The sequence below is a fragment of the Flagellimonas aequoris genome, assembly GCF_003584165.1.
Taxonomy (GTDB): domain Bacteria; phylum Bacteroidota; class Bacteroidia; order Flavobacteriales; family Flavobacteriaceae; genus Flagellimonas; species Flagellimonas aequoris.
Genome location: NZ_QXFJ01000008.1, coordinates 284,276 through 299,780, shown reverse-complemented (window position 1 = coordinate 299,780; position 15,505 = coordinate 284,276). Strand labels below are relative to the sequence as shown.

Here is a 15,505-nt window from a genome sequence, read left to right as displayed (position 1 = left end):
TTGCAAGTAAATCCTTGTACCACGTCTTTATATCAACTATCTTTAAGACATAAGAACTTGGGCAATACAAGCCGTGAAAATTGTACGTTATGAGTTGGGTCACCATTAAAAGTTCGCACTATGAAACCGATTTGCTCCCTTTGAAGAGCAGATTGGAAGCCGAAGGTATCCAATGCTTTTTACGCAACGAACACACCTCACAGGTCATGAGCCACATGGCCACCTTTGTTACGGAACTTCAAGTTGCAGAAGAGGATATGGAGAAAGTGACGGAAATTATGACGGAAATAGAAAATACTCCTTAAATCAAGAGTTCTCTTGAAGAAAAAATTCCTTATCCCGCTGTTTTTCCTTCTCCTTTTCAGCAGTTTATTCGTTGTGGGGCAGGAGGGTGAAACCATAGAACTGGGTCACTCCATTTCCTTGCATTCCAAAATTCTAAATGAAGACCGCTCTATCTTGTTCAGTCTTCCAGATTCCTACAACGACCCATCGAAAACGGACCAGTTGTATCCTATTATTATTTTATTGGATGGGTATGTCCACTTTAAAACCGCATCGGCCATTGTCCATTTTATGGGCTCCCGTACCAACCGAAGCTACCTGATGCCGGAAACCATTGTGGTGGCCATAGAAAATGTGGATCGCGAACGGGATTTCACCATTACCAAATTGCAGACCAAGCGTGCCAACACCATGGGCGGGGGCAAAAAATTCCTGGATTTTATTGAAAAGGAATTGATTCCTTATGTGGACAACCATTATCGCGCAGCCCCACATCGTACCTTGATAGGACATTCCCTTGGTGGTTTATTGACCGTAAATGCCTATTTGGACCCCCACAGCCTGTTTGATGCCTATTTGGCCATTGACCCAAGTATTTGGTGGGACGAAACCACCATGGAAAGTAGAATGGCCTCAATGAACCCGACCTCCATCGACAAAAAACTATACTGGGCCACCGCCAACCAAGGAGAAGCCAATTACGAACGGAACAAAAAACGACACGACCGATTTGTAGCCATGATGGAGGAACGCTGGCGCGACAAACTTCAAGTAAAACAGGACTATTTTGAAGAAGAAGACCATCGGTCGGTGCCACTACCGGCACTGTACGAAGGCCTAAAGTATCTGAACGAGACCCATAAGTAAAACGTTTTTTTGAAGGGTAAAAATGGGAAGGTGGTGAGACCCTAAATCAGGTTCAGGGTAAAAAAAACCGCCATCAGCTTGGGGAAACTGATGACGGTACATTAAAATTACACGTTCTGTAACGGTTATACTTCCAATACGGCGTTTTCCGTACCGGCATACTCGTTCCATTGGTAACGATCTGCCTCTTCATCGTTGGTATAACTGCCATCTATCAGATATCTGAACTCGTAGCTGTTCTCCACTGGAAGTTCAAAAGTTCCCTTGAAGGTTCCGTTCTTCAATTTTTTCAATCCGCTGCCCTTGGGATTCCACTTGTTGAAATCGCCAACAACCGCAACGGCCTTGGCCTCATCTGCAGGAACACTGAAAGTGACCTTGCAAACCGGCTTGCTCTTTAGGTATTGTTTCTTAATTGCCATGGTACCAAAAAATTTAATTCCAGTACAAAACAATACATAAAACTACTTATTTACAATTAGTTACCATCGATTTATCAAATTGATAAAATGCGGCTAACAATAGGGTTACTTTTGTCAAATAAGATTATGGATTTTTACCAATTATTATTTTGACATCCAACGTTTTAGAAGTGTAGCAATGACATCTACTTCCTCCTCGGTATTGTAAAAATGGAAGCTCAATCGTACCCCTCCGCCACGAAGGGAGGCCACTATATTTTCCTCCGAAAGTTTATTGAAAAGTTTCTCATCTCCCTTTATGCTGAAGATGGTACTATGCTGATTTCTTTGGCTCACAAAGGGTTGAAGCAGTCCTAGTTCAGAGAATGACGTCATGGCTTTTTTGGACAATTTTTCGAGTTGGGCCTGGACATTTTCCTGACCGATCTCGTCCAAAAAATTAAGGGCAAACTCCAAACTTCCAAAATTGAAGGAATCCAAATGACCGGGCTCCAAATACTTGCAGAAAGGAATACTGTCCCTTTTAGAGGCATCATTGTTCACGGAGCCGTTGCCGATTCCCTTCAGTTCAAATTGATCCTTGATGCCATCCTTCACTAAGAAAAAGCCGTTGCCATAACCTGCCAAAAGCCATTTATAGGCACTGGCGCCAAGAATATCCACACCCGATTCCTCAAAATGGAAGGGTTCCATGCCACAAAACTGCGTACCATCCGCAATGACCATCAAATCGGGAAAGTCCTTTTTCAACTGTTTTAAAAAGTCAAAATCGATTCGCACCCCATTTACCCATTGCACCAAGCTCAGTGCCAGCACATCGATGTTCCCTCCTTTTACCTTCTCGTAAATCCGCTCTTCCATGTGCCCATCAATGTCCACATACTCCCGTTTAAAGTTTCGGGTCTCGAATGGCCAGTTTACCGATGGATAATCATTGTGGAGCAACAATACCGTTTTGTCCTTGGACAAACCTTCCAGCAATAGATTGAGTCCCAAACTAAAATTTGGCACCAAGGCCACATTCTCGGGTTTACAGTGAAAAAACCTTCCGACCGTTTTTTTGATCTCGGGCATATGCGCAAATCCCTTGTTCTTCATCTCACTGCCCCCAATAAGAAAATCGAGGTCATGGCCTTGTCGCCATTCCATCAGATCTTCACTCAACAGTCCGGCAGAGGCCGTGTTTGCATAGATACATTGGTTTAAAACAGGGAATTTTTTTCTGAGGTTCTGCATTACCGGGTATTTGGATACAATTCAATTATATTTGTTGTTAAAGATAGCCATTCCATGTTGTCATTTGGAAAAAAGAAAAAAACGGAATTGGACCTGGAGCAGCACGAACTTTTGGAAAATGCCCATAAACGCATCAAACAAAAGAAACGACTGTTCTCCCACTTTGTGATTTTTTTGATCGGTAGTGTTTTTTTGATCCTGATCAACAAGATCCTGAAGTATGGGGAAGCGTATGATTGGTTCATTTGGGCCATTACCTTTTGGGCCTTTTTGTTCGTGATCCACGCCTTCAATGTTTTTGTGACGCACAAGTTCATGGGACAGGACTGGGAACGCCAACAACGGGAAAAATTGGTGGCCTTGCAGAAGAAACGCATTGCTGAAATCCAAAAAGAAATCGAAACCGAATTTCCACTTTCCAACATCAATAAAAAAAAAGATCAATGAAGCGATTGATCATTATCGCCGCAGCCGCGGAGAACAATGCCCTGGGAAAGGACAACGACCTCGTATGGCACCTTCCGGACGATTTTAAGCGATTTAAGGTCCTAACCTCTGGCCATAAGATCATCATGGGCCGAAAAACGTTGGAAAGCTTTCCAAAGCCGCTCCCCAACCGTGAACATATTGCCATTACGCGTGACAAGGACTACGAACCCAAATTTCCATGCACCATCGTCCATTCACTGCAACAAGCTATGGACATGGTACATGATGGGGAAACAGCCTTCATTATCGGTGGCGGTGAAATCTACAAACAGTCCATGGAAATTGCCACGGACATTGAACTTACCCGCGTCCACGAAACGTTCGAGGCGGATGCTTTTTTTCCTGAGATTGATGAAAAGGAATGGAAATTGGTCAACGAGGAGCATCATCCAAAGGATGATAGGCACCAGTATAGTTTTACCTACCTAACCTACAAAAGGAAATAGTACTCAAAACTCAAGATGGGACACTTCAATATTTGGGCCATCCACAAAACTTTTCAGGATGTCCACATTCTTGTTGGTGTACAAGGCATGCTTCGGATGGTTAGTTTCCGGAGCCAATAACCCGTTTTGTTCCAAGATGGCTTTGGTTTGTCTGGCAACAGCTTCCCCAGAATCGATGATGGTAATATCATCGGGCAACATTTCTTTCAGCACAGGAATCAAATAGGGATAATGGGTACATCCCAAAACGAGGCAATCGATATGTTGTTGAAGCATGGGATCTAAAAACTTCTTCAATAGTTCCCACATTTCCGGTGATTGCACTTTATTCGCTTCAATCAGTTCCACAAGTCCTTTTCCCTCTTGTTCCAAAACGGTAATCCCTTCTGCGAACAGTTTGGACGTATTATGGAACAAACTGCTGGACAAGGTCCCTTTGGTGGCCAAAACGCCCACTTTTTTCGTCTTGGTATGCAGTGCTGCGGGTTTTATGGCCGGTTCTATCCCTATGAAGGGCACAGGGTAATGCTCCCGTAAATAATCAATGGCATTGGTGGTGGCCGTATTGCAGGCCACGATAATAATCTTACATCCCCGATTTAGAAGTAGCTCGGTGTTCTTGACACTTAGTTGGAGGATCTCTTCCTTGGATTTTTCACCATAGGGTGCATTGGCACTATCGGCAAGGTATAGGGTGCTTTCATGTGGAAGCATTTTTACCACTTCTTTCCAAATGGAGGTTCCCCCTACCCCTGAATCAAAAATACCGATGGGATTATGCATACCTAAAAATAGAGACAAAAAAATTCATGGAACAAAAAAACCGCTTTATCTGTGGAAAAGCGGTTTTTGAATTTTGTAAAAAGTATGGTCTTAGAATCCCAATTCTTTCTTCACGTCTGGCAAAAGGTCTTTTCCCTTGGCCACGATCAAGCTCAAACCTGGGCTGGCATCGATCACGTAATCAAAACCTTGGGCTGCAGCTACTTTTTCGATGGCTGCTTTGGCCTTTTCAGAAATGGGGGCAAACAATTCCTGTTGTTTTTGTTGCATGGCCTGCATGGCAGCATTTCTGGCATCGTCAATGTTTTTCTCAAAACCTTGAAGCTCCTGGGCCCTCTTTTGGTTTTCTTCCTCTGTCTTGGAAGTAGCCTCGTTGGAGTACTGGGTATATTTGTTCTGAAGTTCCGTTAGGGAACCTTGGATATCCGCTGAGTAGGTTTCCTGCAATTTTTTCAATTCGGCCTGCGCAGCCTTCATCTCCGGCATTTCAGACAACAACTGTTGTACATTGATGTGTGCAATCTTGCTCTGCGCATTTACAAAACCCGTAGCCGCGACAAACAAAACTAGGGCTACAGCAATCCTTTTAACATTTTTCATGATTCTCTTAGTTACTTATTTTGATTTTAAATTTAGTGCTTCAATATTTAATTCTGTATTGAATCCTTTTCCTGTTCCTGCGCACTTTTTCGCTCTTCCAACTTGGCTTGGCGTTTGGCCTCGCGCTCTTCCAATAATTTCTGTCTTCGTGCCTCGTAGGCCTTCTTGCGTTCCTCCCTTAGTTTTAACTGTTCTGTCCGCCGGTCCTCAGCTGCCTTGGTATTGGCCTGCTGTATGGAATCGGTTCGCTCCTGTCTTTCTTGGAGGGCCGCACTTATTTCCTCATCCGCTTCTTCCTCATCGGCCTTGAACTGCTCCAAACGGTTTTTTTGGTCCTGTTTTTTATTGGAGGCACTCACCTTCCGGGTCCGTGCTATTTCCCTTAAAACCAAGTCACTGATATCGTGCCGTTTTTCGGAGTACAACATTACAACATCTGCCGATTTATCAAAAATAAAATCGTATCTTTTATTGGTCCCGATTTTTTGTACCTCGTTGAAAACTTGGTCTTGGATCGGCTGTACCAATAGTTGTTTCTGCAATACCAAATCTCCCTGTGGCCCAAAACGGTCCTGTTGGTAGTCCAACATTTCCTTTTCCAATATCTGGATTTCCTCTTCGCGTTCGGCAATGAGTTCATCCGTCAAGAGCACTTTTTCGGCCATCAGATCCTTTTTCATCTGCTCGATGGCACTCTGCTTGATCTCTATCTCCTGTTTCCACTTTAGGGCCTTTAAGTTCAATTGCTCCGTTGCGTCCCTGTACTCCTCCACATTCTCCAGGATATATTCCATGTCCACATATCCTATGCGCACCCCTCTTGAAGTTTGGGAAAACCCATAAAAGGACGACATCAAAACAACTAATGACAAAAGAACTTTAGTATTCATCTTTGATTCCGCATTTTATATAGAAAATATCGTGCCAAAATAACCAAATTATTCAAAATGAGTTATTTATAAATTATTAAGACACTATTTTCAATTGATTAAAACTGCTGCCCGATGATGAAGTGCGTTTGCCATCCACTTGGTCCTGTAGATCCTGGCCTGGCATCACTATCGAAACCATAACCAAAATCAATTCCCAAGAGTCCGAATGCCGGCATAAAAATACGTAGCCCCACTCCGGCAGATCTTTTTAACTCAAACGGATTATATTCATTAAAATTGTTGAAGGCATTACCAGCTTCTAAAAATGACAGGGCATAAATGGAAGCCGAGGGTTTTAAGGTTAGCGGATAACGGAGTTCCATAGAGAATTTATTGTAAATGGTCCCCCCATCCTGTTGAAGTCTACCTGTAATGGCATTGGTGACATAAGGTGTCAATGATTGGTTTTGGTATCCACGTAATTGGATCACGTCCCTACCGTCCAAAGTAAAGTTACCAAGACCATCACCCCCCACATAAAAACGCTCAAAAGGAACATCCCCGATATCGTGGTTGTAGGCCCCTAAGAAACCGAACTCTGCATTGGTCCGTAGTACCAGTTTATCCACCAATGTGGTATACCAGTCTCCTTTGAACTTGATCTTGTAATATTCCAACAATTTAAATCGCTCCTCTTCCATGCTCTCCAAATCTTGACTTAACTGCTGGTATTCCAATTGTTCCTCTATTGTATCTGGGTTAGGCCCAATTTCATATAGTCTTTCTGTCGTAGCATTGATATCCTCTTTCAACTGCTTGAAATCCTTGGAACTGAACAAAGAATAGGGTGGTGTAAATTTGGCGGTGAGCTCAAAATTGGAACCTGTCATTGGGAATATCCTGCTAGGCCCCTGGGAGCTTCTTGAGATTCCAAGGGTATAGCTCAAAGAATTGGAGCTACCATTACCAAAATTGAACAGACCACTGTTATAATCATTAAAATCATACAACTGATAACTTACCGCATGGGAAATGGTGAAGAAATCATCAGGCCATTGTACCCTTTTGGCCAATCCTGCGGAAACCCCGGTAATGGCAAATCCCCTTGACTTATCAACATCAAGTCTACCACTATTATTGTAACCTGTGGCGAATTGCTGTGTTCTGGAAAGCGACAGGTTGAACCTTACCGGTTTCTTACCTCCCAACCATGGTTCGGAAAAATTTAGACTGTATACCCTAAAGGTTCTACTGGCCTGCAAACGAAGGGCAAACGTCTGCCCATCACCCATGGGCACAGGTTTGTATGCCTCTCCATTAAAAATATTCTTCAAAGAGAAATTACTAAAGGAAAGTCCCAAAGTACCGATGAAACCACCCCCACCAAAACCACCTTGCAATTCTATCTGGCTGGAACCAGATTCTACCAAGCTGTATTCAATATCCACAGTTCCTTCATTAGGGTTAGGGTTTTCAATGTTGGGCACGATCTGTTCGGCATCAAAAAACCCAAGTTGCCCCAATTCCCTGATGGTCCTTACAATATTTTCCTTGCTATATTTTTGGCCGGGACGTGTTCTCAACTCCCTAAAGATCACGTGGTCATTGGTCTTATCATTTCCTTTTACCGTCACGTGGTCCAAATAGGTTTCCTTACCCTCTATGATCCTGATCTCAAAATCGATGGTATCATTTACTGCGGAGACTTCAACGGGATTAATACTGGAGAACAGGTAACCATTGTTTTGATACAGGTTGGTCAAGTCCACAGCGTCTGGCTTGGAATCGTCCGCTACGCGTTCCTTTAACAATACCCCATTATAGGTATCCCCTTTTTTGATGCCCAATACTTGGCTCAACTGCCTATCGGTGTAAACGGAATTCCCCACAAAATCAATATTACCGAAGTAGTATTTGTCGCCCTCTTCCACTTTAATGGTCAGGTCGATGTTGTGCTCATCCACTTTTACGAAGGTATCGGAAAGCACCCTGGCATCCCTGTAGCCCCTTTCGGCATAGGTATCCACCAAATTGGATAGATCTTCGTCAAAATCGGCCGCAATGAATTTTGATTTTTTCCAGAAACGGAACAATTTTTTCTTCTTGGTATTCTTCAAGGCTTTGCGCAACCTTTTATTGGAAAGTTGCTCATTCCCTTCAAAGGTGATCTTTCTGATCTTTACCTTATCCCCTTTGTTCACATTGACCACCATATTCTGGACATTGGTTCCAGAAGTATCGGCTGCCGTGGCTATATTGACCTTGGCATTGAGGTACCCTTGTTTTTTGTACTTGTTCTGAAGGTAGTTTTTGGTATTGGCGATCAAACTTTCGGTAATCTTCTTCCCTTTTTTAAGGTCTGTATCGTTGATGATGTCCTCTACCTTTCGCTTTTTAATGCCGTATACCGTAACCTTGTTCAAGGTGGGGCGTTCCAGAATATGGAGCTCGAGGAAAATCTTATCATCCTCGATCTTGGTATAGTACATCTCCACATTGCTGAAGAGTTCCAAGCTCCACAACTTTTTAATAACGGCACTGATCTCGTCCCCTGGAACTTTTATGGGCTGGCCTACCCTTAGACCCGTGTAGGTCTTAACGGTCTGCTCGTTATAACTTTGCAGTCCCGTGACCGTTAATCCGCCCAAAATATATTCCTTGCCGTCCTCAAATGAAGTTTCTTGGGCAAATCCTGTTCCGGACAAGAGTAAAAATGCTGCGGAAAGAAAAATTCTGAGATAAACCGGTATCAGGTTATCAATACCTTTAGTTAAGTTGTTCGCTAGTTTTTCCAAATCGTCGTTCTCTATTTTGGTAACTTAATATGGCCTCTACCAAATGCTGCTCGTTAAAATCGGGCCAAAATACATCAATAAAATATAATTCGGCGTATGCAATCTGCCAGAGTAAAAAATTACTGATCCTACATTCGCCACTGGTGCGTATAAGTAGGTCAACATCAGGCAAAAAGTGCGCGTAAAGATGTGTATTTATAACTTGTTCGTCAATATTTTCGGGCGAAATTATGTTATTTTTAACTTTGACCGCAATCTCCCGAACCGCCGATGTTATCTCTTCCCGAGAGCCATAACTCAATGCCAGGGTAACGGTCATCCCCGTATTTTTTGATGTTTTGGCAATGACTTCGGAAAGTTCTTTGTGGACCTTTTCGGGCAGGGTTTCCATTTTACCGATGGCCCTTAACCTTATATTGTTCTTTTTCAGGTTTTTGAGCTCCTTTTTCAGAGCGGTAACCAAAAGTTTCATCAAAGTGTCCACTTCAATTTTGGGTCTGTTCCAATTTTCTGTGGAGAATGCATAGAGGGTAAGGTATTGTATTTCAAGCTTCACGCAGGCTTCCACGGTACGTTTTACCGCTTCGGCACCATTTTCATGGCCGAACACACGAAGCTTGCCCCGTTGTTTGGCCCACCTACCATTACCGTCCATGATAATGGCCAAATGTTTTGGAAGTTTGTCCTTGTTTAGGTCCTCTAGCGTATGCATTATTTATTGAAAACAATCCTGGCAGGGCTTGCGTCCAAAGGTATACGTCAATGTAAAACCTGTGAACACATACCAGTCATCGCTCAATATGTTCCCAAACCTGAACTGCTCATAATTGGAACCTTCTGGGTTACTTGCGTCCAAATTGTCCGTAAAAGTATACCTGGCCCCAATTTCGGCCCCCAAGATGAGGAACTGACTTAACCGGCATTTTGCCCCAACCGTCATTGGAATTGCAAAACTACCGTCTTTTTGGTTAATATCCTGCACTTGGAGGGCATCAAAATAATTAAAATCGTACCTAAAGTAGGTCAAACCCGTGTATAGATAGGGTGTAAAGGCGGGTCCGAGCTTGTGAAGGTTGTATTCCACGAAGTTGATTTCCAATCCTGCGGAGAACTCCAATATCGAATTGTCCATCACATAGGCCCGCTGCTGGCGGGATTGCATGCTGGATTTGGTATCGTCTGCGGTAAATTGCCCATAGAGCACACTGCCCCTCCAAGCGTACCGTTTTCCCTTGTTCCATTTAAAGATGCCACCAAAGGCAGGGCCCGAGGGCAAAATGTAGTTGGTCCTTCCCACATCGCCCACCATATTGGCACCTCCGGCAAACAAACCAATCTCATAGGTCTGTGCGCTGACCTTGATCACACAGCATAGAAATACAGCCAAAACTATCCGCATACTAACCAAAAAATTCAAGTTTTAAGAGTAAAGGAAGGTCAATAGATACAATGTTAGATTTGTTCTCCCTTGTAAAACAGTTTTTCTCTCCATTTATTGTTCGCCCCAAGTTCAATTGCGTTTATCTTCCCCCCAAAGCAATTTATTGCGAAGCGTTTTTAAGAAGCTTTCCGATTTATATTCGATCATTTTGATGGTAAAATTCGATTTTTTGATGCGTATTTCCTTGCCGTTCGGAATGTCGGCAATCCTGGAATCCAAGGAGACCAAATGGGTCTTTTCCCTACCTGAAACCTTTAACCTGATCTGGGTATCATCTGAAATGACCAAAGGGCGGGCATTCAGATTGTGCGGAGCAATGGGTGTAAGTACAAGGGATTTTGCCGTGGGCGCAATCACCGGTCCCCCACAACTGAGGGAATATCCGGTAGAACCTGTAGGTGTGGACACGATAAGGCCATCGGACCAATAAGAGGTCAGGTATTCATCGTTCAGCCACGTCTCAACGGTGATCATGGAGGTGGTATCCTTCCGGCTTACGGTCACTTCGTTCAATGCAAAATTGAGTCCTTTGAATTCATCCAGATCGGAATTCAGTTCCACCTCTACCAAGGTGCGCTCCTCAATAGTATAGTGCCCGGCCACAAATTCCGTGACCAGCTTGCGCACGTTTTCTTTTTTAAAGGTGGACAAAAAGCCCAATCGGCCGGTGTTGACCCCAACAATTGGAATGCCGTAATCTTTAATATAGGTCACCGCACGCAACATGGTACCATCCCCTCCAAAGCTCACGAACATATCAAAACTGGAGTCCAGTCCTTTTGATGACGTAAATACTCCTTCAATATGGTCTTTTGTTACTTCGGAAACAAGTTTGTTGAAATTCTCCTCAACATAAATGGTGGCATCCAACTTTTCGAGTTCCTCCAAAAGCTCCTGCACACAACACTTATCCTCTTCCTGAAAAGATTGACCGTAGATGGCTACCTTCATGCTATACGTTGAGATATTTTTCCAGATAGTCCGATCGTTGTTTCAAATCTTCGAGGAACTGATCGTCACTATTCCCGAAAACGATGGTGTAGTTGTACCTTCTAAAGGTTTGGGCCACCTCGTTCATGCTCTGGGTACCGATCTTAAGGGTAATCTGTACCACATCATTTTCAGAATCGGTGATGAAGGCCCCCAACAGCCGGGCATTGTTGCTTTCCACGATTTGGGCAATCTCACTAAAGGAATAATCTTTTATACCAGTGGAAACAACCAAAATGGCCCCAGGTTCTTTAAAAAATGGGGTATCGATAAAAACACTTACGATATCTTCCAGATCATAGTATCCCAAAATCAACTGGTTCTCGTCCACAACGGGCAAAATATTGGCCTCGTTCCGGGAGAACATCTCCAGTACATCCAACCAAGCTGTTTCCTTAGTCACAAAGAAATTATCCAATTCGTACCGGAAGTCCTCTATGGATTTTTCTGGCTCGAAACAGGGCAGGTCATTCTCCGACAAAAGTCCAAGGTAAACCCCGTTTTCGGTAACGGCCACATGGGAGTATGTGGTCTCCTCAAAAAATTTGATTACCTCCTTCAAGGTTTCGGAAACCTCGAAAACGGGCACTGTGGTTATAATTTGGTCTTGGATGTACATAACGCTGTTATTAGGTGCAAAATACTAATTTTAAATGGCAAAAGGCGTGCCTAATTCCTATTTTTGCCAATCTAAAAAAGATCTCCATGACAAAGTTGAGCGTCAACATAAATAAACTGGCAACATTACGGAATTCTCGTGGCGGCAACGTGCCCAACCTCATCACATCCACCCAGGACATTGAATCTTTCGGGGCTGAGGGCATCACTATTCACCCAAGACCCGATGAGCGACACATTCGTTATCAAGATGCCAGGGACCTCAAAAAAATCGTCACTACGGAATTCAACATTGAAGGGAACCCAGTCCCCAAATTCATCGATTTGGTCCTCGAGGTAAAACCCACTCAGGTCACCTTGGTGCCCGATGCAGAGGATGCCATCACCTCCAATGCAGGATGGGACACCATTAAACACAAGGATTTTTTGATAGATGTGATCAACACCTTCAAGGAAAATGGCATACGGACTTCCATTTTCGTGGATCCAGACCCCAAAATGGTAGAAGCTGCCGCCTTGACCGGTACCGACCGGGTCGAGTTATATACCGAAAGCTACGCGCATGAATTTGCCATAGGTAACAAGGAAACTGCGGTAGAACCCTTTGTAAAAGCTGCCGAAGCGGCCAACAAAGTTGGACTTGGCCTTAACGCGGGACATGATCTGAGCTTGGACAACATCCAATTTTTCAAGCAGCACATCCCCAACCTGCTGGAGGTCTCCATTGGCCATGCACTCATCTGCGAGTCCCTTTATCTGGGACTGGAAAACGTCATCAACCTGTACTTACATAGATTGAAATAATGGAAATATTACATTCAAAAATATTGGGCGAAGGACAACCTTTTATCATCCTACATGGCTTTTTGGGCATGTCGGATAACTGGAAGACACTTGGCTCCCAATACGCCGAAAATGGTTTTCAGGTACATTTGATTGACCAACGGAACCATGGCAAAAGTTTCCATTCCCCCGATTTTGATTACGAATTGCTTTCCCAAGATGTCATCGACTATATGGACCACCATCATTTGGAATCGGCCCTAGTACTTGGGCATTCCATGGGTGGAAAAACGGCCATGCATTTGGCCACCTCCCATCCGGAAAGGGTCACCAAACTCATCGTTGCCGATATTGCACCCAAGTTTTATCCCCCACATCATCAGGATATCGTAAACGCTCTGGACAAATTGGATTTTGATCATATTTCTAGTAGAACGGAAGCGGACGAACAACTCTCCCAGTACCTAAGAAGTTTTAGCATACGTCAGTTTTTGCTCAAAAATCTATACTGGGTGGAACAGGGCAAATTAGGGTTCCGTTTCAATTTTGATGTCCTCAAGAACAAAATGGAAGAAATTGGGGACAACATCGGTCCTTTGGCCATTTACGAAGGCCCTACCCTCTTTTTAAGGGGCGATCGGTCCGAATATATCATGCCTAACGATTATCCGGAAATCAAAAAACACTTCCCCAATACGCAGATTGAAACCATTGACAAGGCCGGACATTGGTTGCATGCAGAAAACCCAAAACAGTTTTTTGAAAAGAGCTTCGCTTTTCTAAATTCTTAAAATTTTACCCTTTTTATTATGCATGCATAATTTTTTTGTCCATTTAATTGCCTGTATAACAAATTTGATATAGATTTGGTTTATTGTGATTTTACCATAAAAGTTAACATAAACTAACTCTAACAGATTTTCGATATGAAAAAGTTTTATGCCTTACTCCCTTTCTTAGGCTTATTCTTGATAGCATGTGAAGACGATACCACCCCAATTGACAACACGACAGAGCCCGTTGAATATACTTCCGGAACCGCGGATTTTTCCAATTACGTAGCAGTTGGAAATTCCCTTACCGCAGGATTTTCGGACAATGCCCTTTTTATTGCCGGCCAGGAAGCCTCTTTCCCCAATATGTTGGCTACCAATTTTGCATTGGTAGGAGGAGGCTCTTTTGACATTCCCTTTATGGCGGATAATTTGGGAGGGATGACCCTGCAAGGCACCCCTATCGCCGGAAACAGGCTTATTTTGGCCTTTACCGCGGACGGCCCCGCACCCGTTGCAGTATCAGGTCAGGGATCCACCGAAGTGTCCAGCAAATTGTCCGGATCTTTCAACAACATGGGAGTACCAGGGGCGAAGAGTTATGAATTATTGGCTCCAGGTTATGGTAGCGTGGCCGGAGTGGCCATGGGCACTGCAAATCCATATTTCGCGAGATTTTCTTCTTCCGAATCGGCCACCGTAATCGGTGATGCCGCTGCCCAAGGGGCAACTTTCTTTACGTTATGGGCTGGATCCAATGATGTTCTATTGTATGCCACAGGTGGAGGAGCAGGAACTGACCAAACCGGAAATTTGGACCCCAGCACGTATTCAAGGGCCGATATTACTGATCCAAATGTGTATGCAAGTGTAATGAGCGGTATTGTGCAGACCTTGACGGCCAATGGCGCAAATGGTGCCATTGCCAACATCCCATATGTAACCGACCTTCCCTATTTTTCCACTGTACCATACAATCCCATTCCATTGGATGCTGAAACCGCTGCTTACCTGAACAGTATGGCTGCTTACGGAGCCTATAATGCAGGGTTGGCACAATTACAGGCGTTGAACATCATAACTGCTGAAGAATTGGCTAAAAGAACCATTTCCTTTTCTGCTGGTGAAGGCAATGCCGTGGTCATCATGGATGAGGATCTTACTGACCTTACTGGCTATAACCCAGCCTTGATTAATATGAGACAGGCGACGGCCGATGACCTTTTGGTGCTTACCTCGAGTTCCTTTATCGGTACCTTGGCCGATCCGAACAATCCTACATCCATCAACGGCGTGGCTGTTCCATTGGCAGACAAATGGGTATTGACCCCTGAAGAACAGTTGATGGTCAAAACGGCAACAGATGCTTACAACGTAACCATCTCAGCACTAGCTTCTGCTTATGACCTTGCTTTTGTCGATGTCAACACGCTCTTGGGCACTATCAATTCCTCTGGTGTCCAATTAACCGATGGCAGTGTAGTGACCAGTGATTTTGCCACAGGTGGAGGATTTTCATTGGACGGTGTGCACCCAGCTCCTAGGGGTTATGCAATTGTCGCCAATGCATTTACAACTGCAATCAATACAAAATTTGGGTCCAACTTACCGATGGTCAACCCATTGGATTATACTGGGCTCTATATTAACTAGACAAACATTATTTCATTATCTTAAGGGCACCGTAGGCACGGTGCCTTTTTTATTTCGCTAAACCCTAAAAACAGGATTATGAAACTTATAATACGATTATTGTTGAATGCCCTCGCCGTCGTTATTTTATCCTACGTGCTCCCAGGAGTGGGTGTGGATTCCATGGTCACGGCCATTATCGTTGCGGTGGTATTGAGCTTGCTCAACTTTTTGGTGAAACCCATACTGGTCATTTTAACGCTACCGATCACCATTCTCACCTTGGGGCTTTTTCTACTGGTAATCAACGCCGTCATCATCCTATTCGCCGCAAAATTGATTGATGGTTTTCAGGTCGTCAACTTCTGGTGGGCCATTATTTTCAGTTTGTTGTTGTCCATTTTACAGGCCATTTTGCATTCTATTTTGAAGGAAGACCAATAGAATTCGTTTGGTTTGAAATTCAAGGGTTT

General features: G+C 43.8%; 18 protein-coding genes. 8 read left to right on the top strand and 10 right to left on the bottom strand.

What is annotated here, in order from left to right; genetic code table 11:
- The first annotated feature begins 89 nt into the window (after nt 1-89).
- Both D2U88_RS02275 and D2U88_RS02270 read left to right on the top strand, forming a co-directional pair.
- Nucleotides 90-305: a putative signal transducing protein gene (locus tag D2U88_RS02275; protein WP_119638673.1), complete on the top strand. Its 216-nt coding sequence runs from the start codon at nt 90-92 to the stop codon at nt 303-305.
- A gap of 13 nt (nt 306-318) precedes the next feature.
- A complete protein-coding gene (locus D2U88_RS02270; RefSeq protein WP_235855699.1) occupies nt 319-1,152 on the top strand; it encodes an alpha/beta hydrolase in 834 nt (277 codons plus the stop codon).
- 125 nt (nt 1,153-1,277) lie between these two features.
- Here the strand turns inward: D2U88_RS02270 and D2U88_RS02265 are convergent, their stop codons facing one another.
- Nucleotides 1,278-1,574, bottom strand: coding sequence for an isoamylase early set domain-containing protein (locus D2U88_RS02265; RefSeq protein ID WP_119638672.1), 297 nt, complete (start codon nt 1,572-1,574; stop codon nt 1,278-1,280).
- Between the two features lie 144 nt (nt 1,575-1,718).
- Nucleotides 1,719-2,810: an aminotransferase class V-fold PLP-dependent enzyme gene (locus D2U88_RS02260; RefSeq protein WP_119638671.1), complete on the bottom strand. Its 1,092-nt coding sequence runs from the start codon at nt 2,808-2,810 to the stop codon at nt 1,719-1,721.
- 54 nt (nt 2,811-2,864) lie between these two features.
- On the opposite strand from D2U88_RS02260, the gene D2U88_RS02255 reads away from it, so the two are divergent.
- Both D2U88_RS02255 and D2U88_RS02250 read left to right on the top strand, forming a co-directional pair.
- Nucleotides 2,865-3,257 carry a 2TM domain-containing protein gene (locus D2U88_RS02255; protein WP_119638670.1) on the top strand — a complete coding sequence of 131 codons (393 nt, stop codon included), beginning with the start codon at nt 2,865-2,867 and terminating at the stop codon, nt 3,255-3,257.
- Nucleotides 3,254-3,745 (top strand): dihydrofolate reductase, encoded by a 492-nt coding sequence (locus D2U88_RS02250; protein WP_119638669.1) that lies wholly within the window; start codon nt 3,254-3,256, stop codon nt 3,743-3,745. The genes D2U88_RS02255 and D2U88_RS02250 overlap by 4 nt, the downstream gene beginning before the upstream one ends.
- 3 nt (nt 3,746-3,748) lie before the next feature.
- Here the strand turns inward: D2U88_RS02250 and murI are convergent, their stop codons facing one another.
- From murI to D2U88_RS02210, 8 genes are all read right to left on the bottom strand, one after another.
- Nucleotides 3,749-4,528 (bottom strand): glutamate racemase, encoded by a 780-nt coding sequence (murI, locus tag D2U88_RS02245; protein ID WP_119638668.1) that lies wholly within the window; start codon nt 4,526-4,528, stop codon nt 3,749-3,751.
- A gap of 90 nt (nt 4,529-4,618) precedes the next feature.
- Nucleotides 4,619-5,128, bottom strand: coding sequence for an OmpH/Skp family outer membrane protein (locus D2U88_RS02240; RefSeq protein WP_119638667.1), 510 nt, complete (start codon nt 5,126-5,128; stop codon nt 4,619-4,621).
- 47 nt (nt 5,129-5,175) lie between these two features.
- Nucleotides 5,176-6,018, bottom strand: coding sequence for an OmpH/Skp family outer membrane protein (locus D2U88_RS02235; protein ID WP_119638666.1), 843 nt, complete (start codon nt 6,016-6,018; stop codon nt 5,176-5,178).
- 98 nt (nt 6,019-6,116) lie between these two features.
- Nucleotides 6,117-8,795, bottom strand: a complete 2,679-nt coding sequence (locus D2U88_RS02230) for a BamA/OMP85 family outer membrane protein (protein WP_119638665.1) — start codon at nt 8,793-8,795, stop codon at nt 6,117-6,119.
- Nucleotides 8,767-9,507, bottom strand: coding sequence for an isoprenyl transferase (locus D2U88_RS02225; RefSeq protein WP_119638664.1), 741 nt, complete (start codon nt 9,505-9,507; stop codon nt 8,767-8,769). The genes D2U88_RS02230 and D2U88_RS02225 overlap by 29 nt, the downstream gene beginning before the upstream one ends.
- Nucleotides 9,508-9,510: 3 nt before the next feature.
- Complete coding sequence (gene porG, locus D2U88_RS02220) at nt 9,511-10,194, bottom strand: type IX secretion system protein PorG (protein ID WP_119638663.1); 684 nt, start codon at nt 10,192-10,194, stop codon at nt 9,511-9,513.
- 111 nt (nt 10,195-10,305) lie between these two features.
- Nucleotides 10,306-11,187 (bottom strand): NAD kinase, encoded by an 882-nt coding sequence (locus D2U88_RS02215; RefSeq protein WP_119638662.1) that lies wholly within the window; start codon nt 11,185-11,187, stop codon nt 10,306-10,308.
- Between the two features lies 1 nt (nt 11,188).
- A complete protein-coding gene (locus D2U88_RS02210) occupies nt 11,189-11,845 on the bottom strand; it encodes a CBS domain-containing protein (RefSeq protein WP_119638661.1) in 657 nt (218 codons plus the stop codon).
- Between the two features lie 86 nt (nt 11,846-11,931).
- Between D2U88_RS02210 and D2U88_RS02205 the strand changes: the two genes are divergently transcribed.
- The 4 genes from D2U88_RS02205 to D2U88_RS02190 all read left to right on the top strand — a co-directional run bounded on the left by D2U88_RS02205 (nt 11,932) and on the right by D2U88_RS02190 (nt 15,476).
- On the top strand, nt 11,932-12,648 hold the full coding sequence (locus tag D2U88_RS02205) for a pyridoxine 5'-phosphate synthase (RefSeq protein ID WP_119638660.1): 717 nt from the start codon (nt 11,932-11,934) through the stop codon (nt 12,646-12,648).
- Complete coding sequence (locus D2U88_RS02200; protein ID WP_119638659.1) at nt 12,648-13,418, top strand: alpha/beta fold hydrolase; 771 nt, start codon at nt 12,648-12,650, stop codon at nt 13,416-13,418. Before D2U88_RS02205 ends, D2U88_RS02200 begins: the two co-directional genes overlap by 1 nt.
- A gap of 135 nt (nt 13,419-13,553) precedes the next feature.
- Entirely contained in the window at nt 13,554-15,053 is a 1,500-nt protein-coding gene (locus D2U88_RS02195) for an SGNH/GDSL hydrolase family protein (RefSeq protein WP_119638658.1), read from the top strand.
- Nucleotides 15,054-15,131: 78 nt separating this feature from the next.
- The gene (locus tag D2U88_RS02190; protein ID WP_119638657.1) at nt 15,132-15,476 is read left to right on the top strand and encodes a phage holin family protein; all 345 of its coding nucleotides are present in this window, start codon (nt 15,132-15,134) and stop codon (nt 15,474-15,476) included.
- Nucleotides 15,477-15,505: the final 29 nt, after the last annotated feature.